The sequence below is a fragment of the Neorhodopirellula pilleata genome, from assembly GCF_007859915.1.
Classification (GTDB): Bacteria; Planctomycetota; Planctomycetia; order Pirellulales; family Pirellulaceae; genus Rhodopirellula; species Rhodopirellula pilleata.
This window is the reverse complement of the sequence record NZ_SJPM01000018.1, coordinates 21,016-42,204: the sequence shown is the minus strand read 5'-3', so window position 1 is coordinate 42,204 and position 21,189 is coordinate 21,016. Positions and strand designations below refer to the sequence as shown.

General features: G+C 56.5%; 18 protein-coding genes. 13 read left to right on the top strand and 5 right to left on the bottom strand.

Translation table 11 applies throughout. The annotated features are described in order from the left end of the window. Nucleotides 1-24: 24 nt before the first annotated feature. Nucleotides 25-405 (bottom strand): hypothetical protein, encoded by a 381-nt coding sequence (locus Pla100_RS26530; protein ID WP_146581751.1) that lies wholly within the window; start codon nucleotides 403-405, stop codon nucleotides 25-27. Further along, nucleotides 405-1,493, bottom strand: coding sequence for a DUF1559 family PulG-like putative transporter (locus tag Pla100_RS26525; RefSeq protein ID WP_146581749.1), 1,089 nt, complete (start codon nucleotides 1,491-1,493; stop codon nucleotides 405-407). Before Pla100_RS26525 ends, Pla100_RS26530 begins: the two co-directional genes overlap by 1 nt. Nucleotides 1,494-1,702: 209 nt before the next feature. Between Pla100_RS26525 and mntR the strand changes: the two genes are divergently transcribed. Further along, nucleotides 1,703-2,122, top strand: a complete 420-nt coding sequence (gene mntR / locus Pla100_RS26520) for a manganese-binding transcriptional regulator MntR (protein WP_146581747.1) — start codon at nucleotides 1,703-1,705, stop codon at nucleotides 2,120-2,122. Between the two features lie 326 nt (nucleotides 2,123-2,448). Here the strand turns inward: mntR and Pla100_RS26515 are convergent, their stop codons facing one another. Next, entirely contained in the window at nucleotides 2,449-4,515 is a 2,067-nt protein-coding gene (locus Pla100_RS26515) for a hypothetical protein (RefSeq protein WP_231603654.1), read from the bottom strand. A 651-nt stretch (nucleotides 4,516-5,166) separates the two neighbouring features. On the opposite strand from Pla100_RS26515, the gene Pla100_RS26510 reads away from it, so the two are divergent. From Pla100_RS26510 to Pla100_RS26490, 4 genes are all read left to right on the top strand, one after another. Then, the gene (locus Pla100_RS26510) at nucleotides 5,167-6,582 is read left to right on the top strand and encodes a hypothetical protein (protein WP_146581745.1); all 1,416 of its coding nucleotides are present in this window, start codon (nucleotides 5,167-5,169) and stop codon (nucleotides 6,580-6,582) included. An 8-nt stretch (nucleotides 6,583-6,590) separates the two neighbouring features. Further along, entirely contained in the window at nucleotides 6,591-7,364 is a 774-nt protein-coding gene (locus Pla100_RS26505) for a TatD family hydrolase (RefSeq protein ID WP_231603652.1), read from the top strand. 346 nt (nucleotides 7,365-7,710) lie between these two features. Further along, complete coding sequence (locus Pla100_RS26495; RefSeq protein WP_146581740.1) at nucleotides 7,711-8,130, top strand: OsmC family protein; 420 nt, start codon at nucleotides 7,711-7,713, stop codon at nucleotides 8,128-8,130. 171 nt (nucleotides 8,131-8,301) lie between these two features. Further along, entirely contained in the window at nucleotides 8,302-9,705 is a 1,404-nt protein-coding gene (locus Pla100_RS26490) for a beta-ketoacyl-[acyl-carrier-protein] synthase family protein (protein WP_146581738.1), read from the top strand. A 356-nt stretch (nucleotides 9,706-10,061) separates the two neighbouring features. On the opposite strand, the gene Pla100_RS26485 is transcribed toward Pla100_RS26490, so the two are convergent. Continuing rightward, the gene (locus tag Pla100_RS26485) at nucleotides 10,062-12,386 is read right to left on the bottom strand and encodes a hypothetical protein (RefSeq protein WP_146581736.1); all 2,325 of its coding nucleotides are present in this window, start codon (nucleotides 12,384-12,386) and stop codon (nucleotides 10,062-10,064) included. 179 nt (nucleotides 12,387-12,565) lie between these two features. Here Pla100_RS26485 and pepT point away from each other — a divergent pair, with 179 nt between their 5' ends. Further along, a complete protein-coding gene (gene pepT / locus Pla100_RS26480; RefSeq protein ID WP_146581734.1) occupies nucleotides 12,566-13,831 on the top strand; it encodes a peptidase T in 1,266 nt (421 codons plus the stop codon). A gap of 76 nt (nucleotides 13,832-13,907) precedes the next feature. Then, the gene (locus Pla100_RS26475) at nucleotides 13,908-14,603 is read left to right on the top strand and encodes a DUF4332 domain-containing protein (protein ID WP_146581732.1); all 696 of its coding nucleotides are present in this window, start codon (nucleotides 13,908-13,910) and stop codon (nucleotides 14,601-14,603) included. Between the two features lie 24 nt (nucleotides 14,604-14,627). Here Pla100_RS26475 and Pla100_RS26470 read toward each other — a convergent pair whose 3' ends face one another. Then, nucleotides 14,628-16,124, bottom strand: coding sequence for a sulfatase-like hydrolase/transferase (locus Pla100_RS26470; RefSeq protein WP_146581730.1), 1,497 nt, complete (start codon nucleotides 16,122-16,124; stop codon nucleotides 14,628-14,630). 182 nt (nucleotides 16,125-16,306) lie between these two features. Between Pla100_RS26470 and Pla100_RS26465 the strand changes: the two genes are divergently transcribed. The 6 genes from Pla100_RS26465 to Pla100_RS26440 all read left to right on the top strand — a co-directional run bounded on the left by Pla100_RS26465 (nucleotide 16,307) and on the right by Pla100_RS26440 (nucleotide 21,188). After that, entirely contained in the window at nucleotides 16,307-16,657 is a 351-nt protein-coding gene (locus tag Pla100_RS26465) for an ArsR/SmtB family transcription factor (protein WP_146581728.1), read from the top strand. Nucleotides 16,658-16,762: 105 nt separating this feature from the next. After that, on the top strand, nucleotides 16,763-17,305 hold the full coding sequence (locus Pla100_RS26460) for a rhodanese-like domain-containing protein (protein ID WP_146581726.1): 543 nt from the start codon (nucleotides 16,763-16,765) through the stop codon (nucleotides 17,303-17,305). A 161-nt stretch (nucleotides 17,306-17,466) separates the two neighbouring features. Continuing rightward, nucleotides 17,467-18,741: a DsrE family protein gene (locus tag Pla100_RS26455; RefSeq protein WP_146581724.1), complete on the top strand. Its 1,275-nt coding sequence runs from the start codon at nucleotides 17,467-17,469 to the stop codon at nucleotides 18,739-18,741. A 49-nt stretch (nucleotides 18,742-18,790) separates the two neighbouring features. Further along, nucleotides 18,791-19,408, top strand: a complete 618-nt coding sequence (locus tag Pla100_RS26450) for a c-type heme family protein (protein ID WP_231603651.1) — start codon at nucleotides 18,791-18,793, stop codon at nucleotides 19,406-19,408. A gap of 119 nt (nucleotides 19,409-19,527) precedes the next feature. Next, nucleotides 19,528-20,061, top strand: a complete 534-nt coding sequence (locus Pla100_RS26445) for a rhodanese-like domain-containing protein (RefSeq protein WP_231603649.1) — start codon at nucleotides 19,528-19,530, stop codon at nucleotides 20,059-20,061. Next, nucleotides 20,058-21,188 (top strand): FAD-dependent oxidoreductase, encoded by a 1,131-nt coding sequence (locus Pla100_RS26440; RefSeq protein WP_231603647.1) that lies wholly within the window; start codon nucleotides 20,058-20,060, stop codon nucleotides 21,186-21,188. Before Pla100_RS26445 ends, Pla100_RS26440 begins: the two co-directional genes overlap by 4 nt. Nucleotide 21,189: the final 1 nt, after the last annotated feature.

The window sequence follows — 21,189 nt, the reverse complement described above, 5'->3', positions numbered from 1 at the left end:
TTGCCGAGTCCTTTCCAGGCTTCCTTAACGGGCGACAAGACTGGATTGACGAACTTGGTCGTCCATCAATTTCCGGCATGTGGTCAACGCGTCTTTCCAATCGCCGACTTTGGCACGACTGATGACCATGGCGATTGCATGTCTGGATTCGTTTGAAAGACTCTGAAGTTCAGGGGATTGATCAAGGCTACGAGCTACTTTCTCGAGACCCTCGGCGTCTTCCTGGTTGCAGATTCGATACAGTGCCATGGTGAGTTGGTAGCCAGCGTCATCGAGTGTCACCGTCGGCGTCGGCCAGAGCCAATACGCCGATGATACTAGCACGACGAGCGAGGCGAATGCGATGCTCCAGGAGCGTTGCTTTGATGGGCCCGCCGATCGATTTTTGGATTGAGACGATGGCATCAGAACTTCTCCCAATCAATCTGTTCACCTTCGTTCATGCTCGATAGCTCGGCCCAGAGGTAGAGATCGACGAAGTTGGAGACGAAGCGAACCGATCCGTCGCCCAAGCCGACCATCCCGCCTCCGGGATGCTCCGAGAACATCTGGCCGACGTGATAGGTCGGGAAGTTCACCGGGTGAATGATCGGCGAGCCGGTGATGTCGAGTTCACCTCCGGACGGTCCGGCGTGAACGAGCGTCAGCGTTGCCGCAGCGTCGGGGCCGTTCTCGGGCGAGAGAACCTGCGGGTGAGTGAAGGCCCCCGGTACGACTCCGACCCATGTTTTCTCGCTCAACGCCGAACTATGCTCACCGAAAAAAATGGTATTCGAGGTGCCATCGAGTACATCGCGCATCCGGGTTTTTGAATTGCGAAAGAATGGACCGTCGGCAACTCGGCCGGCATCACCATCGATCGGTACGATGGTCGTAGTTGAAGTGTAGATGTTGGTAAACACTTCTCCGGTTGCTGCCGAACCGCATTCGCCCCAACAGCTTTCTTGGCCGTGGCTGGCCACGTAGTGACTGCGTCCGATACGCACTTCACGACCGGCGATCACCAAAGGATTGCCCGACTCGTCGCGAATCACAAACGGCTCATCGCCGCCGGTGGTGCTGGGACACAGAAACATCGGGATCGTCGAGCCGATCGCCTGCTCGTTCGAGGCTGACCAAATCGGATCGTCCATTCGCAACTGGCCGACCACCGCACTGGCTTCGGCAAAGGGCAACAACCCGGCGGCCCATCCCCAACCCGGTCCGGCGTCCCAGGTGGTCGCGTCCATATGGACCGATGCGGGGGCCAATCCGTTGTTCGTCGCGAACGACACATAGCCGGAGGGGAAGCGGTTGTAAGCGGCATGATAATTGTGAGATGCCAGCCCCACTTGGCGAAGGTTGTTGCTGCATGACATCCGTCGCGCCGCTTCGCGGGCCGCTTGCACGGCGGGCAATAGCAGTCCGACCAACAAGCCGATGATCGCGATGACCACGAGCAGTTCGATCAACGTAAACGCTCTATATCGTGCACGGTGTTTCAATATTTTCATCGGATTGTTTCCTTCATTCAATGTTAGCTGCGACTAACTTTTGCGCGGGAAGTTAGCCCGGGCTAACTTTTCGCCCAACGATAAAGGTCGGTCGAGCCGAGATCAAGAGGGTTGGCGAAGTTTTCATCGTTCGCTAACATGCGCTTCCGCTTGGCGGATCGACCGCAGGCGTCATCCACGCCGTCAACCAGACCCAAAGGGGTGGCCGTTTGCCATCGAGAAAATATCAGCGAACTCGATCCGATCACGCCAGTGAGGTGGCCGAGGATTACGTCGAGGCGATCGCGGACGCCATCGCCGACGCCGGCGTCTGCCGAGCGATGGACCTGGTCTCGCATTTCGACGTTACTCATGCGACGGTCAGCAAGACGGTCGGCCGATTGCAACGAGACGGGCTGGTCGAAACATCGCCTTATCAGCCGATCACGCTGACGAGCAAAGGGAAACGCTTGGCAACCAAATCGCGACGGCGGCACGAGGTCGTCAAGTCGTTCTTAAAGCGGATCGGCGTCAGCGAATCGGCGGCGGCGATCGACAGCGAAGGGATCGAACATCATGTCAGCGACGAGACGCTAGCGGCGATGAAACAGGTACTGGACTCGGGGTTGCCGATGAAGCAGATTGACTAGTGGTCTGTTACAGCTAAGAACTAGGGTTGGCTGTAGTGGATCTTGTTAAAGATCCGACCGCTACAGGATCTTTAACAAGATCCACTACCCTAACTTTTAGCTGTCCCAGACCACTAGAGACAATGCCGGGTCTTCGCCGAAGCGGCTGCGACCCAGCCTACAGGAAGACAAAAAAACCTCAGGGCTTTCTTGCGAAAACCCTGAGGTGTCGATTGTCACCGGGAATCCCGGACAGGTCGCCGGTGACGGTCGTTGAGCAGCGGTGGCGTCCGCGTCGAAGCCAGATCAAGAGCCGCGACGAAGACTTTTATGCCACCACGATCAACTTAGAAGTTGAAGTCGGCTCCGACGTAGGCACCGTGGAGAATCAAGCTCTTGTCGGCATGAATCGCTGCGGCTGCGGTCGATGACGTGTAGTCGCGGGCATAGTCGCTCGCGGTAGCGATTCCGGTCACACCCATGATCCGGTAACCGCCGCGAACCGTCCAAGCATTGCTTACGCGGATGCCCAAACCGAGGTCGAGTTCGCCCAAGGTCGACAAGACGGTATCTTCAGATTCGTAATTGATATCCAAGCCTGGCATCGCGGCGAGCTCGGCGAAATCGTTGAGCGAACCCAAGGTATGGCGTTGTTCGACGTTGTTCCCGTAGATACCGAACTTGCCGGCGACGTTGAAGTTCACCCGATTGTGCAGGCAGTAAATCAAACGGCTTCCGAATTGGTATCCGAACAGGTTGTTTTCGACTCGTGTGAAATCGTAAATGTCGTTGTCGGTGTATCCAACTCGTCCATCGACGTCGTAAGCGAAGTCGGTGGTCTCTTCAAACTGGAACCAACGGAATCCGTGACTGGTGACGACTTGGACCTTCCCGTTGCAGGGTCGAACGAGTGGGCCGGCCGCACCACCGAACCCGAAACGCGGTCCGCAGGATTGGGCACATGGATCGCCACAGGGCTGGCATGAGTCGCCACATGCACCGCCGCCGTAGCCGCCGATACCGCGGTAACCGCCTAGACCCAAGAACGAACCGATTCCGGTTCCGCAACCACCACCGCCGCAGCTCAGCGCCGACGCACGTTGGGCACCCATCAGACCGAAGCTGAACAAATTGAATTCGATGCCTTGGATATCAACGTCACGCTGTGCGCGAATCCGTACGGCTTCGGCGTTCGAGGTTACGCCCGCGCCACCTGGGGCGGCATCGGTGTCGCCACCATCCAGCGCGGTTTGTCCGGCATTACCGTCGATGATGTCGTAGACGGTGTACGGCGACCCGGCACCCGTGACAGGGTTGTAGACTCCTCCGCCGTTGTCATACAGGTATGCCATTGTGGCGCCGTTGTATTGCGGCATTCCAGCTCGCAAACCACCTTCGCCGTTGGCAGCATCGATCGGACCGGCACTGAACAACGAGACACTCTCTTGGCTCGGATCGAAGTTGAAGTACGACACACCAAGGCCGTATTGCCCGCAACCGAGATACCGTCCGAACGTCAGGTTGTAACCCAAGGCGTTATCAGGATCGATCGACGAGGAACCCATCGCGGGCAAGTAAGGTCGGGTCGGATCAACTGCGGAATAGGCTGCCGCGACGGTGCGATCTTTTCCGTTGGTTTCGAGGTCGAAAAACAGCAGGTCGAACGATCCGAACCACGGGAACAGCGGCGCACGGACGGGTGCGGCGACAGGCATTCCGCACGACTGTGCTGCGTAGGAAACACCTTCCCAAGGCTGGGAAGCGGCTTGGACGAATTGGCTTTGAACTGGGGCTTGGTTGCATGATTCGCAGTATGCATCATTAACCGGTGCACCGATGTGAACCGGAGCACCGTGTTGCTCCATCGTCGAGTACTGCACGGGAGCGGAGTGCTGCACAGGTGCCGAGTACTGCATCGGTGCCGGTGCCGAGTACTGAGCCTGCGGCGCGTGTTGATAGGAGTCTTGCGAAGGAGCGTTGGAATACGAAGGACCACCGTAGTTCGGTGTCGGCGTAGGAATCGGTTCGGGCGCCGGAAGCATCTCTGCTTGACCAGTGGACGCAGGTTGAAAAAGAGCCGGACCGCTGTTGTTTCCGATCCCGAAGTTGCTCCATTTGGACGGGCTCTGGTAGCTCGGTGGCTGGTAGGCCGGTTGCTGGTAGACGTTGCTACCGTAGGACTGGAACGCCTGAGTTCTCGGCACGCCAGCTTGAGCTTGCGAAGGAGCTTGTGAGTGGTACGACTGAGGCGCACCGTAACCATAGCCGGCCTGTCCGTAGGGGCCAGCGGGTGTTGGGCCGTATTGCGCCGAAGCGATGGTGCATACTCCCAAAGAAAGGGACGCGGCCACGCTTCGCAAGACATTGAATTTCATTGTTTCGACTCCTTCGTTCAGTCGCTTCAGGTGCGTCATTGCATTGACCGATCCGCGAGGCCCGAACGAAGTCGTATGGAAGGTTGATCGTTTTTGTGGCGGAACGAAGCCGGATGACCGTGAGGCCTGTCCGACGGGAGAGGCACTTGCTCCAACAAAATCGTATCAATCCAGTCACCAGTTATCTTCGATTGGGAAGACAATGGTGACTACACGACCGTCCAGCTTGATTGCGGGTTGGCATGGAAAGGGATTTGTGGTGAATACGCCTAGATTCGCACGCCTATGCTCGCGATCAACCGCAATCCCAACGCCCTATCTGATCGGCGAGGGTGAAACCTTATCCACCGTGCAAAACCAGGAAAGTGAGTAAACCCGCGTCGTCGGCAGATCACAATGCATTCGACCGCCAAACGCCCCTCAACCGGTCCAGTGTGACTACCGGGAGGACTTTGCCCATCCGTTACAGGTTCCATGTCTAGGGAATACAGGATGTCAGGAAGACAGGGAAACAGGAAGACAGGGAAACAGGAAGACAGGAAGACAGGAAGACAGGAAGACAGGGAAACAGGGAAACAGGGAAATAGGGAGGGCAGGATGGGGGAAACCTTGTCATTGGACTGTCGTTGATCGGGGAGTTTTTTCTATCCTTGGGAAGACCGAAAAATCCTCACGGGGGACACCAATATCATGCACGAACGAACCACGCGGGCGATCGCTCGATGGCTGTTCGTTGCCTGCTGCGCTCTTCCGACCGCCCTGACTTTGGTTGCGATCGTCGTCACTTGGACACCATGGTATGAGAGCCAGGTTCGGGAACAACTGCAGCGTGAACTGGCTCTTCAAACGGGCTTGGATGTGAAAATCGGGCGATTCGAACGTTCCAATCCCCAAACTTGGCGGCTCTACGACGTTCAATTGTCCGACGGTGAGACGATGCAAACGATCGCCACGGTCCGTTCGCTATGTTGGATCAGCGAGTCGCCCACGACCGTCATTCGGCTCAGCCAACCTGAAATTCGGGTCGAGTCGCTCGACCGGATTGCTAGCCTGGTACACGACCGATTCTTGTGCCGGCCGGAACAGACCCGACATGCCGTACGAATCGCCGCCGACGATCTGACCCTGCGAGGCTCCACTGTTTCGCAGACGATTCGGGATTTAGACGCCCATTTGACGCCCCAAGGGCCGCGGGTCTCGATCAGCGTGCGGTGCGTTCCTGCCGAGGGTGAGTTGCACGTCGAGGGGCTCAATGCCCACATCACCCGTGACCGATCAACGTCGCCGCCGACGACGGCGTGGTCGTTGCAGACCGGCCCGATGGCTTTGAACGTCGCGACCTTGAGCGATTATCTGCCTTTCCTGCGGCGATTTGGAGACGATGCGACGTTCAGCGGGCTGATTTCGGGACATCGGCAGGATGGGCTATCCCAGGGTTTCGGACCGCCGCCATGGGCGATCGACCTGACCGGACGGTTTGACCAGGTGGATCTAGGTCGGCTCACCGAAGAGCTCCCGCATCGAGTGACCGGACGCGCCACATTGGCCTTTTCGCGATGCCGATTAGACCGCAGCGACGCCGAAGGCGGCGTGAACGTTTCAGGCGAACTTCGGTCAGGCACGGGGTGGATGTCCGCATCATTGCTGCCGCGCCTGGCTGAAGATTTGGGGTGCGAACTGACCGCCGTGACGGCGACTGATTTTAGTTACGACGCACTGGCCCTGCGGTTCGAATTGTACGCGGCGCAACTCCGCGTCGAGGGCATCTGTCGAACTCAACCTGGGCAGGAGTGGTTGCCCGCGGGCGTCGTTGTTTCCGCAGCCGGACGCCCGGTCGTCGTTTCGGCTGACCAGTGGTTGCCGGCTACTAATTTGGCACGGTTGGTCGCTTCGCCGCATTCGGTTTCGATTCCTCTGTCCAGTCAAACGGCGGGCCTCTTGCAGATCTTGCAACCACCACGACAAACTTTGCCGCAGATGATCTCCCCCAACGGCGAATCGCTCGTTCCGGCTGCCGCCGACGCCAATCCCACCGAACCGGCCGCCCGGATCGGGCGTTTGCAGCCATGGAGCGACCAGCCACGCTCGATCGCACAACCGTTTTGAAAGTCCTCATGCTCTTTGACACCCACGCCCACCTGAACTCCGATGTCTTTCGCGAGAATGTCGACGAAGTCGTCGAGCGTTCACGTGCCGCCGGGGTCACCGGCATCGGCGTGATTGGAATCGATGTGACCACTAGTCGCCGGGCGTGCGAATTAGCCGCGATGTATCCGGGCTACTTGCACGCCGTCGTCGGTATTCAACCCAACTGCGCCGCCGAAGCCGGGCCGGACGATTTCGCCGTGATCGAGGAATTGGCCGGACAACCCGGTGTGCGAGGCATCGGTGAAACCGGGCTGGATTGCTATTGGGACGATACTCCGATGGACCTTCAACGCGAGTACTTCGATCGACATTTAAATCTCGCCCGCCAAACCCGACTGCCGGTCGTGATTCACATGCGTGAGAGCTGCCCGTTGGTGATTGAACAACTCCAACGCCAATCCGGACCGCTTCCGCACTGCGTGATGCACTCCTTCACCGGGAATCTCGACGAGGCACGCCAGTGCTTGGATCTCGGGCTGATGATCAGTTTCGCGGGAATGGTCACGTTCAAGAAAAGCGATGAACTTCGTGAAGTCGCCAAGATCGTACCGGATGATCGATTGTTGATTGAAACCGACTCACCCTATCTGTCTCCCGAACCGATGCGAGGCAAACGGCCCAACGAGCCGGCTCGAGTGCGGCACACGCTCAACAAACTGGCCGAGGTTCGAAACGTCGCGCCGGAGCGACTGGCGGAGATCACCACGGCCAACGCCAAACGCTTTTTTCAGTTGCCCTAGTAGGCTGGGTGGAGGAGGGCTTTGACGACGAACACCCGGCGGACTTGAAAGTGACGAACAGCCTTCCGCTTTTTAGCGGGAATAAGGCTAAACAGGTCAGCCAAGAACCAAGAACCAAGAACCAAGAACCAAGAACCAAGAACCAAGAACCAAGAACCAAGAACCAAGAACCAAGAACCAAGAACCAAGAACCAAGAACCAAGAACCAAGAACCAAGAACCAAGAACCAAGAACCAAGAACCAAGAACCAAGAACCAAGAACCAAGAACCAAGAACCCGCAGCCCCTCAATGCCGGGTCTCCGCTATCGCTGCGACCCAGCCTACTTTTTTAAGGATATTGATCTGATGTCGGTTGAACTGACCGCCCTTTACAATGGCAAATTGCACTGCACTGCTACCCACGGGCCCAGCGGAAAGACTCTGACGACCGATGCCCCGGTCGACAACGGCGGATCCGGGTCGGCGTTTTCGCCGACGGATTTAGTGGCGACGGCACTGGGGACTTGTGTTCTGACAATCCTTGGTTTGGTTGCTCAACGACACGAGCTCGATTTAGCGGGAACGACCGTGCACGTCACCAAAGAGATGGTTCAAACTCCGATTCGCCGGATCGGCAGCCTCGTCACGACGGTCACTTTTCCGTCCGGATTGCGACTCGATGCGGCGATGCGAGCGCGTCTTCAGGCAGCCGCCGAACACTGCCCCGTCCATCAAAGTCTGCATCCGGACATTCACGCCCCGATCGAGTTGGTGGGTGGCGAGTAATTTCGGTATTTTCGGCAAAAAAGTGGAAGATCGTCGTGGTTTCCTAGGAATTCTGCTCCTCCCGACTGGTGATCGCGCCGGGAGGCGATCATACTTTGCCAGCAACCGCTTCTCGCTTCCCGCCCCCCCACACACTTGAACTCCGTTATTGCTCGCGATCGGCCGTCTTTCATGAATCCTTCCGACCTCGTCATCACCGGTGTTGGAATGGTCTCGTCGATCGGTATCGGACGCGATCTGTTCGCTCAATCCTTGTTGACCGGACGCAGTGGTTTGATGTTGATGGAGGACATTGATACGTTATCCGATGAACAAAAGAGCACGGATTACGTCGTGCGTCGTTATCGGTATTGCGATGGCGAGGTTCGTTTGGACCCGCGAACGGCCGTGACGGCCCCGATTGTCGATTTCGACGCCAAGCAGTTCGTCAAACCGCGCAAGGCCCTCAAGGTCATGTGCCGAGAGATTCAAACTGGATATGCGGCGTCCCAGCTCGCTGTCCACGATGCGGGGCTGGATCACTACCTCCCGGCGGAGCTCGAGGCCGATCCGGATTACCGACATGGTGGCAAGATCTCCAGTGACCGGATCGGCACGGTCTTTGGCAGTGAAATGCTTTATGGTCCACCGGCGGAATTGTCCGACGCGTTTGCCGCCTGCATCGACGAACAAGGGAACGTCGACACCACGCCGTTCGGGGCCGCCGCGATGCGAGGCATCACGCCCTTGTGGATGTTGAAGTACCTACCCAATATGCCCGCGTGCCACTACGGCATCGTGATCAATGCCCACGGGCCCAACAATACGATTACCGTCGGTGACACCTCAGGACCTGCGGCGTTCATCGAAGGATGTGGCTACTTGCGCCGCGATATCGCTGACGTGATGGTCGTTTCGGCCGTCGGCAGTCGGCTCAATGCGACGCGTGCCTTGTTCACCGAAGACCAGCCCCTCGCATCGGTCTGCGATCCGATCGCTTGGGCCAGCCGTCCACATGCGAAAGACGCCGACGGTTTCGTTCGCGGCGAAGCGGCGGGCAGCCTCGTGTTGGAGACGAGCGAATCAGCACGTTTGCGGGACCGCAAGCCGATCGCGACCGTGTGCGGCGCGGCATCCCGGTTCGTCCCGTCGATCAGCTTCAAGACCAACGAACGAACCGCCGAGATTCGTCCCGATGCGGGGCGAGGTTCAACGGCCGCGATCGTCACCGCGATACAAGGTGCGATGCAGCAAGCCGGTATCACCGGTGAACAAGTCGGCGCGATCGTGGGCCATGCGTTCGGCGATCCGATCATCGATGCCTGTGAACGAGAAGCGATCCATCAGATCGCGCCGAACGTGCCGGTAACGTTCCCGGCTGGATTGATCGGACACACGTCAGCGGCCAGTGGAATGATGGTGTTGTTGGCCGCTTGCATTTGCGTGCAGTCGCAACAAGTCCCACCGGTCCCACATGCAGCGTTGTGTGAGGAAGGCTTGAATGTCAGCGACCGAGCTCGCCCACTCGAGAAACCCTATGTCATCGCGATCGCTCACACGTCACCCGGTAATGCTACCGCCGTGGTTTTGAAGTAGCTAGCTAGTACTTTGGACAACTCTAAATTTAGGGTTAGCCGTTTTGACGCTAGCGGGCTGTTGATTTAGTTTGCATCGTAACCCGAAGCGTGAGCGAGGGATACCTACAAAGGATTTAATGACGTTCAATCCCTCGCTGACGCTTCGGGTTTCGATTAAATCAACAGCCCGCTAGGCCCAAACGGCTAATGTTGCCAACCCTAAAGTTGAATCTAGACAAAGCACTAAGGGTCTGGCACGACTTAAGTTTAGGGTAGAGAAACGTGCCAAGATTTTCGGATTGGCCTATTAGTCGCCGAAAGTCTTGGCGAGTTTTGATTCGCCATAAGCTCAAGAACGTCATTGATTCATGTGCGTTAACGATCGCTTGCCGACGCCGGTTGTTCGGTCGTCGGGGCTACTTTCCCGTCGCGTGCGTTAGCGATTTGAGCTGCGGCCTCTTTTTCATTGAGGTTAGCTTCCTTCAGTTCTGCGTCAGCTTTCGCGGCTGCTTCGGCGGCGGACTTTTGAACCGCTTCTGCGGTTCTTTTTGCACCGATCGCACGCTTGGCATCTTCGACCGCTTGCAGAGCTTTTTCGGCAGCCGATTTGGCAACTAACGCGGATTCACGTTCGCGGTTAGCACGCAAGATGGTCTCGTCGGCTTGACGTTTGAGTTCTCGAGCGAAGCCCAATTGCTCGTTCGCTTGACTCATCAGCGCCGCAGCGGCCTTCTGTTCCATCTTCGCCGCTTCGACGGCGGCATCGGCTTCGGCGATACGGGAGGCGGCGACTTCCTGTGCGGAAGTGGATTCTTGCATCGATTCGTTCGCCCTTCGCTGGGCGGCGATCGCTGCATTTTCAGCTTGCCTCGCTGCGGTCTGTGCCGTTTCGGCTTTCTCGGCAATTGCCGCGATACTTGCCTTCTCTTCCGCCGCTGCTTGGCGAGCGGATTCGGCGGCGGCTTGAGCGTTGGTGGCTGCGGTTTGGCTTTCCTGCATCGCCTTCATCACCACGTCGATGGCGTCGCGTTCTTTTTTTGCCGCGTTCTGCAAGTCGACGAGCGAGGCCTTTTCTCGAATCGCAGCTGCTTTGGCTTTCGCCGCCTGCTCGCTGGCTTGGCCTGCCAATTCGATCGCCCGCTCGGCATCAGCTCGCGCATGGCGAGCGGCTTCGGTTTGCTTTTCCGCTTCCAAGATTCTAGCTTCCGCTTCGCGGCGGATCTCTTCCGTTCGGGCACGCTCTTTGGAAGCTTCTTGTTTGGCGAGCGTCGCCGCGTGACGAACTTCTTTTGACGCGATCGTCTGCATTTCCAATGCCGACTGCGCTGCTTTGACGGCTTCGAGTTCTTGTTTGGCGGACTCACGTTCGGCGGTCAAGGAAGCGACCAGGTCTTTTGTCTCCTGCATTGCTTTTTCGGCAGCAGCCCGATCGCGGGCGGCTTTCGAGGCGGTCTGATCGACCTTCTTTTGGGCAGTCACGACTTCAGCGAGTTTCTTTTCGTTGGCAGCCTGAGCGGATTCGGCATCCATCTTAGCTTGCGTCGACTTCTCTAAAACCACTTTACTGTCAGCGACCAGTTTCTCAAAATCGGCCTTTTCCTTCTTGGCCGCCTCGAGCATTTCTTGAGCTTGTTTGCGATCGGATGCCGCTTGCGTCTGTTGCATCTTTGCGGTTGCGAGATCGGCTTTGGCGGCCGCAGCGTTCTTCATCGCTTCGGTTTTTAGCTTGGCAGTTTCTTCCGCCACTCGGTTCGCTTCAACAAGTTTGGCGTCCGTTTGTTTGGCGAGTTCTTCGTTGCTCTTGAACTTAGCGTCAAGTTCCTTCGCTCTTTCTTCGAGTGACTTCGCCTTTGTTGCGATTTCTTTGGTCATCGCGTTAAGAGACTCGGCCTTCGCCTCGAGTTTCTTCGCTTCGATCTCGTTGACTTTGGCTTTTTCATTGGCCATTTGCATCTGCCGGTCGGACTTGGCTTGGGCTTCATCGACGGACTGTTTCATCACCAATACTTCCGACTTCATCCGCTGAGTTTCGGTTTGGCTCTTGGTCGATTTCTCGTTAAGTTCCAACGCCTGCGCTAATTGCTTCTTTGCATCTTGCATCATCGCCTCGGCTGCCTTCATCACTGCTTCGCTTGCCTGTTGTTTTTGCATGGCTTGCTCAGCGATCGCTTTGGATTCAGACATCTCTTTTTGGGCTTGGGAGGCGTCGGTCTTGGCCATTTCGATGGATTGCTTGGCTTGCTCTTGGGCCAAGGAGGCAGCTTCCTCACGTTTCTTGGTGGCTTGCAGCTTTGCCGTTAATTGCTCAGTAAGTTCATTGTTCGCGTTCAGCTTTTCGCTCAGCTCCTTCGTATCAGCACTGAGTTTCTTGGCGAGTTGCTCCGCACGCTCGCTTTGCGTCTTGAGTTCGCGTTCGGTCTGTTCCAGTTGCTTTTCTTTTGCCTGGAATGACTCCGCTTGCTTCCGGTTTTCCGACGTCACCGCTTCCGCTTTTGCCAACGTTTGTTTGGCTTGATAATCGAGCAACTCGGCGGATCTCATCATCGCTTGAGCTTCGGTTTTCATCGCGACCAACTCGGTTTCCCGTTCAGCTAAAGCCTGCTTCTCTTCGGCTGCCTTTCGGAGTTCCTCGGCGGTCGGTCCGCAACCCAGAACGAGCAGACCCAAGAACGGAATGATCAGGCAACGTCGGATCGTCATCGAAATAATTTCCTGCTTGTTGTTGTCTCAAAGAAGTTTCATCGCTCAAGCCCCTCGCGATGTCCATACGCTTTTGGAGTATAACTACGCTGACGATTGGTAGCGCATCGGAACCGGCGGTTGAGCGCTCTTTTTGAATGCCGATCGTGTTTTCTTACTTAATGGATTGATACAAACGAATGAATGCTATCACGTTGACTACATCTGAGTTGCGGTGCGATCGGTTGTTGGAGCGATTCTTGCGTTACGTCCAAATCAACACGGCCGCGAACCCGCAGGCGACGGGTTACCCGAGCAGCGCAGGCCAATTGGAATTGGGCCGCATCTTGGCCGACGAATTGTCGGCGATGGGGCTGGACGATGTTCGGTTCACTGATGACGGGTTGGTGATCGCGACCGTGCCTGCGACGGTTCCGGGCACCTTGCCAACCGTGGCTTTAGTCGCCCATTTAGACACATCACCGGAAGCCCCCAGCGATCACGTCCGACCGCAAGTAATCGAGAACTACGCGGGCGGCGACATCGCCTTGCCCAACGGCCGTGTGATCAGGGTTGCCGATTGCCGCGACCTGGAATCGATGGTCGGGGAAACGCTGGTAACGACCGACGGCAATACTTTGCTCGGCGGGGATGACAAGGCAGGCGTGGCCATCATCATGGAACTTGCTCACACGCTCGTCGAGCATCCTGAGATTCCACACGGCCCCGTTCGCGTCGTGATGACGTGTGATGAAGAGATCGGTCGCGGGACGGACAAGATCGATCTGGCCGAATTGGACGCCACGGTTGCCTACACGATCGACGGGGGTGGTCGTGGCGTCGTCGATGTGGAAACGTTTTCAGCCGATGCGATGACGGTGACGTTCGATGGTCACAACATTCACCCGGCGATCGCCAAAGATAGGATGCTAAACTCGATTCGAGCGGCGGCGAAGTTTGTCGACTCGTTGCCCATTGATTCGCAAACCCCCGAAACGACCGAAGGACGCGATGGGTTTATTCATGTTCACGATATCTTTGGTGGGGTCGGGACGACGCGTGTTGAGTTGATTTTGCGTAGTTTTGAAAGTGACGAGTTGGTTTCCTTCGCTGCCCAAGTTCGTTCGCTCGCCGAGCAGGCCGCTGCGACGATTCCGGGAACAAAGGTGGAATGCCAAGTCCGACGACAGTATCGCAACTTGCGCGACGGATTAGCCGATCTTCCCGAGGCGATCGATTTGGCAGAGCAAGCCTTCGAAACGATCGGCGTGAAACCGACCAAGGCGATCATTCGTGGCGGCACCGACGGCAGTCAATTGACCGAGAAAGGTTTACCGACGCCGAATTTGTCCTCGGGGCAGCACAACATTCACAGCGTATTGGAATTCGCCAACCTAAACGAAATGGCCGATTCGCTGCGGCATTTGCTCGAACTACTGAAGCTCTGGGGGCAAATTCGTTCATGATTGGTCTGGCGATTGGACCAGGACACGTGGTATCGCGGACGCATCCTCGGATGCTTCTTACCCGGAGTCTTATCTTATGTTCGAGTTTTTGAAAAAAATCGGCCAAGTCGCCCGTCATGGTTCCCTTTCCATCGGCAGTACGAAATCTGCGTCGGACGTCACCTTTTGGGTCGACATGCCATCGATCCCCGATGTCCCCGACCGTCGCTGCGATGCAACGCCACGATTGATCGCCGCGTCCGACATCGTTCCCCAAATGATCCCCTGTGAGAACGCCGTCGCGCGTGGAGAGGCGGCCCTTCGAAACGGATCGCATCGAGAGCGATTGTTGGCGATGAAGTTGGAGCATCTTCAATTCTGTCCTCCACGTCGATGTCACCAACTAGCCGACGTCGGCGTCCAAACCGCTGGGGACTTGGTCTACAGCGATTTACCGAAGATCGCATCTCGTCTGAGCCATCCCGAACGTGCCGAGCGTGCTTTGCGACGATATCGGGCGGCGATCCGAATGTCGTTGGCGATCGATACGATGATGCCCCGAGACGCGTTGCTGTTGGTCGCGATTCATCGCCGCAGCGTGGCAAGTTTATCGCGAGAATCCGCCGCCCAATTGCATCGTGATTTGGAACGTTTTTCTCTCAGCAGTCGAGGCAGCAAACTGTTGGGAAATCGCGGCGTTCCCAGTCTCCGCCGCGTCAAAGCATGGGTGTCAACGTGCCGCCACCTCGCCGAACACCACTCGGCCCCGAACACACAGCCTGCGCTTCAGTAAGCGGGTGGACATCCGCATCAGGGTTCACTCGCTTGGTGACAAACGCCAACGGCTCGGTGGCGTGAAGTCTTTTCCACCTACTGAGTAAGGTGGTACGGAATCGACCGGTTGAAGCGATCGATGTTGGATCAGCATTCTCCCTAACTCGGCGACTTGCTCAGGATGAGCTGCACTTACATCGTTATTCTCAAGCGGATCGTTCGAGAGTTGAAACAGTTCGACACGATTGGTCCCATCGGAAAGTTGATCCAAGGTTTCAAGTCGCGGCCCATTGACCTTGAGTTTCCAGCCCTCACTGGTAACGGCTAGGTGTTCGTTGTCTTCACCCTGTTGACCGTGATACGAAAACCAATGTCGGGACCGAAAATCTTGTTTGGTTGACGGTTCTCCGGTCAGCAGGCCGAGCAGGTTCATTCCGTCGAGCGGTTCTGATGAAATGTAGGGCGGATCTCCACCGGCGGCGGCTACGACCGTCGGGAAGATATCAATGTACCCGACCGTTTCGTCGCAGCGACTTCCCGGCGAAATACGGGACGGCCAACGTACACAAGCCGGCACCCGTATGCCGCCCTCGTATACGGTCAACTTGTTTCCACGCAAAGGACGGTTGTTGCCCGGGATCTCGCCGACTCCGCCGTTGTCACTGAGGAACCAAACCATGGTGTTGTCGGATTCACCCGAACGCTCGATCGCATCCAGTATCCGACCGATTCCTTGATCCATGACCCACACCATCGCCGCGAGCGTTTGCAGCTTCTTTTCGCGTGACTTGGCTTGCTTGCCACTTCCACCGGTGGAAAGTTGCGAGAACCGTTGAATCGCCTCGTCAGGTGCCTGGAACGGCGAGTGCGGTGCATTGAAAGGGACATAGCAAAAATACGGCTGATCCAGCCGGGCGGCTTCACTGATCCAATTCGCCGCCGCATCAGCGATCAAGTCCGTGCTGTAACCTTCCTCGTCGCTTGGTTGCCAATCGGTGTGCCAATCACGCTCGCCGTCACGCGTCAGGTCGAAATAATCGATCGCACCGTTGTAGTGACCGTGGAAATGCGAAAAACCTTGGTTCAGCGGATGCCATTGGGCACGCAAATGTCCCAAATGCCATTTCCCGAAAACGCCACGTCGGTCGTAACCCAGCTTACCGAGTGACTCGGCCAGCGTTGTTTCGTCGACCGGTAGCCCGAAGTCGCGTTGCGGAGGGATGACCGCGCGGGCAAGCCCGAATCGGATCGGATAACGCCCGGTCATCAAACCCGCGCGTGTCGGGCTACACATCGGCGCGACGTAAAACCGGTCCAACTCCACGCCGTCGGCGACGAGTCGGTCGATGTTGGGTGTTTGAAACCAATCTTCGTGATAACCCACACCCGCCCATCCTAAGTCGTCCGCCAACAAGACGACCACGTTGGGAGGATCCGCGGCACTTGCTCGCTCTGCAATACTGCCCACCGCTGCAAGTGCAAGACAAATCAAAAGGTTGGATGAAGCGAACAAATAAAAGGTTGAACGACGACGATCCATGAATAACTCGCAAAGTTGGGCTGTTAATAGTGAAGACCTATTCTAGTGCCTTTCCATTCCCTTGATGCATGGAACGGCCCCAACGTTGAATTTTGAAAAACACTTATTGACATGTCGCAATATGACGATATGTTTTAGATATCGAATCGAGGAGAGATCACAGTGTGATGCAGAGAGACGCGATGACCACCAGCAAGCCGATCAAGAAAGCGAAGAAGCAAACGAAGCCGCCCGGTAGCGTGCGGGACTTTGCCGATGCGGCGGAGTGCTTGAAAACACTGGCGCATCCGGTCCGATTGCGAATGGTTCAATTGCTACTTCATGGTCGGTTCACGGTGGGGGAGATCGCCGAAGATTGCGAGGTTCCCGACAACGTCGCGTCGGAAAATTTGCGTCTGTTGCAACGATGCGGCTTCCTTGTCAGTGAGCGTGAAGGCCGCAAAGTGTTCTACCAGATCGCCGAACCGCACCTGGCTGGGTTGATGAACTGCATCGAAGGGCGTTTTTTGAAAACCGGTTCGGCGAGTGGATAAAGTTTTTTTCGGCGAAGCCGATTGCTAATGAATCACAACTTAACGTATCGCCAACTATCGATACAACGACATAATGACCAGCGGTCAAATGGAAAGGATTTTTCGATGCAAACGATTGACGTGAAACGATTGGCCGACGAGCAAAGTCGCGGCGAAATTGACTTGATTGATGTTCGGATGCCGACGGAATTTCGTGGGGTGCATGCGGAGTGCGCACGCAATGTTCCGCTGGATTCGCTGAATCCCGATCAAGTGATGGCATCACGAAAGAGTTCGGCGGATCGGCCGCTATATGTGATTTGCCAAAGTGGTGCTCGTTCGGCTCAGGCCTGCAAGAAGTTCCGAGACGCCGGATTTGACAACATCGTTGACGTCGAGGGTGGCACGACCGCATGGGAGCGAGCGGGGCTACCTGTCGTCCGAGGCAAGAAGGCATTCCCGCTCATGCGACAAGTCCAACTGACGGCCGGTTTCCTCACCGTGCTTGGCGTCGTGTTGGCCTACTTGGTTCATCCTAATTTTGTTGGACTGTCGGCTTTCATCGGTGCAGGATTGATGTTTGCCGGTGCGACGGGCTTCTGTCCGATGGCAAATGCGATCGCCAAGATGCCATGGAATCAATGCCAAGGCAGCTCCTGTTCGACCTAGTTACAGAACCCGTCCGGAAAGAATAGCCAAGATGCGACGCAAACAATCGATTGAAAATCTACAGCTTGCCCTGCCGATGGAACTGACCGCCATGCACATGTCGACGGGTTCGGCCAAGTAGTTTTTCGTTTCACTATTTAACCTTTTGACGGAGCCAACCCATGAGCCGTTCGACTAACTTTTTGAGCCTGGTCTTCCTTGGCGGGCTCGCCGTGACGTTCGCTTTTGCTCCGGCAGTTACGACGGCATCGGCGCAAGATCAACCCGGAACGAGACGCGGGATGGGATTCGGCGGGGGTGGAGGCCCCGGTCATGGACGTGGCATGGGTGGGCCTCAGGGTCGCGGGATGATGCAGCGATCCGCAGCCGAGGAACATGTGGATCGACAGAGTGAAGTCACTTATCCGGCAATCGCGGGATACGGCGGCGTTGTTCGTTTACCCAATGCCGATCAACAACCTCGTGCCTCGACGAAGTTGCTCGTCGACCTGACCAGCGGCGGCGATGCAGATCGACTGAACCCCGGCCTCGAGAAAGTTGCCAAGTATCTGAATATCTACGCGGGTGGAGGAGCTCGACCGGTCGACGTCAAAGTCGCCGTTGTCTTTCATGGCGAGGCAACTCTGGCGGTTCTCAATGAAGACGCATACGCCGCGAAGTTTGAAACCAACGGCAATCCCAACTTGAATCTGCTTCGACAACTCGATGAGTCGGGTGTGGATCTGTACGTGTGTGGCCAGTCATTGATTTCAAAAGGATCATCGACCAATGACGTAGCGGGTTTTGTCAAGACGGCCGTGTCGGCGTTGACGGCTGTCGTCAACCTTCAAACCGATGGCTTCGCATACGTTCCGATCGCGCAAGCCTCACCCGCGCCGTCGCCCCAATCGCAACCGTCGAAGGCAGAAAAAAACCGAGATCTCGCCCAAGAAGGACACGGCCATGGACCGGGACCGGGGATGGGACGCGGTCGCATGGCAACGCAAGGACACGGTTCCGCACCGGGCATGCAATCCGACATGAGCACGCTGCACGCTATGTTCGCCGACCGGCACAAGATCAAGCGAACCGTGAAGATGTTACCTGATGGGGCGGTGGCGGTCACAGAATCCGATGATGAAATGATCGCTGCGATGCTGAAAGAACATGTGCCGGCAATGGAAGACCGAGTCCTCGGGAACAAACCCCTGCCTCCGATGACGTTTCATCCGGTATTCGTTGGCTTGATCCAACACGCTGACGACTACACGCTGACCCATGAAGAAACGGACAAAGGTGTCAAAGTTACCTATCACTCCGACAATCCCTACGTCATCATGCTGGTCCAGGAGCACGCCAAACTAGTCAGCCGGTTCATTAAGAACGGCATGGAAGAAATTCACACTCCCTACGAGCTTCCCGAGGTTTCGAATAAGGTTGATCCGAATGATCGCTAGCAATCTTTCACTTCGAAACGATCCTCGTCCACTTGGCGACAAAGACTACATGTCAAACACGACTACCAAATCGATCAAGCTTTCGCTGCTTTTCGCGTGCTTTCTATCGATGGTCGGGTGTTCGTCGAAAGAGAAATTCGATCCCGTCGTCGCCTCCGGCGAAGAGCGTGAGGCAACGATCGTCCCGGGGCAATCACCCAGCGAGGAAGCAAAGGCCGAATTGCTCGCCGCGAAAGAAGCCTTGTTCACAAGACTATCCGGTCGACTAATGGAAGCGATCGCGAACCGAGGACCAGCCGCCGCGATCGCCGTCTGTCAACAAGAAGCCCCGACGATCGCCAAAGAAGTGGGTGCCGAACAGGGACTACAAATCGGACGCGTCGGCGTGCGTTTGAGAAACCCAAACAATGTCGCGCCATCATGGGCGGCCGAACTGGTGCGAGATAAAACCGAGTTACCGATGTTTGTTACCCTCGACAACGGTCACGCTGCCGCACTCCTTCCGATCAAGTTGCAGACGCAATGTCTGATGTGCCACGGTCCCAATGACCAGATTCCGCAAATGATTCAAGAGCAACTAACAAGACAGTATCCAAACGATCAAGCCACCGGGTTCCAGGAAGGTGAACTGCGCGGCTGGTTTTGGATTGATTCACCAAACACTTAAAAGAATCGTTGGCAAAAGTGGCGGCGACTGTCAGTCACCCGACCCGGAATCGTCGACTAAGGGTCGGCGCCACGGAAAAAACTTTTATTTCCATACTCAGTTCACTAAGGCACCGATCCATGAAAAGCAATCTCGTTGTCCCCATGATCGCCCTCGTCCTAACGTTATTCGTTGAAGCTCCGATCGCTTCGGCGCAATTTGGCGGGTTGTTCGGTGGTCCAACCGTCGAAACGATCGAAACAAGTTCGCTCGCCAAGATGCTTCAGCAACAACAGCAAGCCGAAACCAAAGCGAATGAATCCGGAGAAGCTCCACCGAAGTCGGACTTTGTCGTTGTCGACGTGCGGAGCGAAGCGGAAGTCAACGTTTCGGTGATTCCTGGTGCGATCACGAAAGCTCAATATGAAAAGAACAAGGCACAATACCAAGGTCGATTGGTGATTCCCTATTGCACCGTCGGTGGACGCAGCGGGGCGTACGCTAAACAACTCGCCAAAGCGGGCGTGAAGGTCAAGAACTACCAAGGCAGCATTCTGGAATGGGCTCGCGCGGGGCTTCCCGTGGTCACACTGGATGGCCAACCGACCAATCGAATCCACACCTACAGCGATCGACATCGCATCCCCGACAAATACGAGCAGGTGACCGAGTGACCGCACGGACCAAGCACGTCGTTCTGCTTGGTATCGGCCACACGAACGCTCATGTCGTCAAGCAATGGGCGAGCGAACCGATTCCGGGTTGCACACTCACGTGCATCAGTCGCTTCTCAACGGCAACGTACTCGGGCATGTTGCCGGGAACGCTCGGAGGTCAGTTCGACGACGACGAAATGAGAATCGACTTGCAAGGGCTTGCCGATCGTGCCAGCGCAAAACTGATACTCGCGGATACTTGTGGGCTTGATCTTGATAACGGGCAAATTCACTTTTCCGATCATGAACCGATTCCTTTTGACGCACTTTCGATCGGCGTCGGCTCAATGCCAACGGGGTGGAGCGATCACGCCGATTCGCCGCTGATGGTTCCGATCAAACCGATGCAGACATTTATACAGCGGTTCGACGCGCACTTGTCGGCCGCAAATCGCCCCGTGCGGGTTTCGATCGTCGGCGGAGGCGTCGCCGGACTCGAGATCGCGTATTGCCTGGACGAAAAATTTCGCAAACGTGATCCTGAGCATCGGGCAACCATTGAAATTTTTACGAGCGGTGACCGCATCGCCGACGGCATGACCGATCGCAGCATTCGTCGCGCTGAGAAGTTATTGGCTACGAAGAGCATCGCCGTCCACCGTGGCCAACGCGTGACTGAGGTGGCGGAAACGCACCTTGCGACCGAAGACGGCATACGACACGCGACCGACTGTGTCGTCTGGGCGACCGGAGCATCGCCACCGCCGGTTCTCGCGACGCTCGGCCTGCAGCGCGACCGACGTGGTTTTCTCGCAACAAGTGAAACCCTTCAGTCCCTATCGGATCCACGAATCTTTGCGGTCGGCGACAGCGGCACCGTCGTCAAGTCGCCATCGCCCAAAGCGGGTGTGTATGCGGTACGACAATGCCCAATCCTGTGGCACAACTTGCAAGCATTGCTTCGGGGAGGTGCGATGAAGTCGTTCTGTCCCCAAAACGACTTTCTGAAAATCCTCAACACGGGCGATGGAAAAGCATTGTTGCAATACGGTTGGTTGACCGCTCACGCTCGCTGGTGTTGGCATCTAAAAACATGGATCGACAAACGCTTCGTAAACGAATTTCAAGTCGCCCAAAATGATTGAA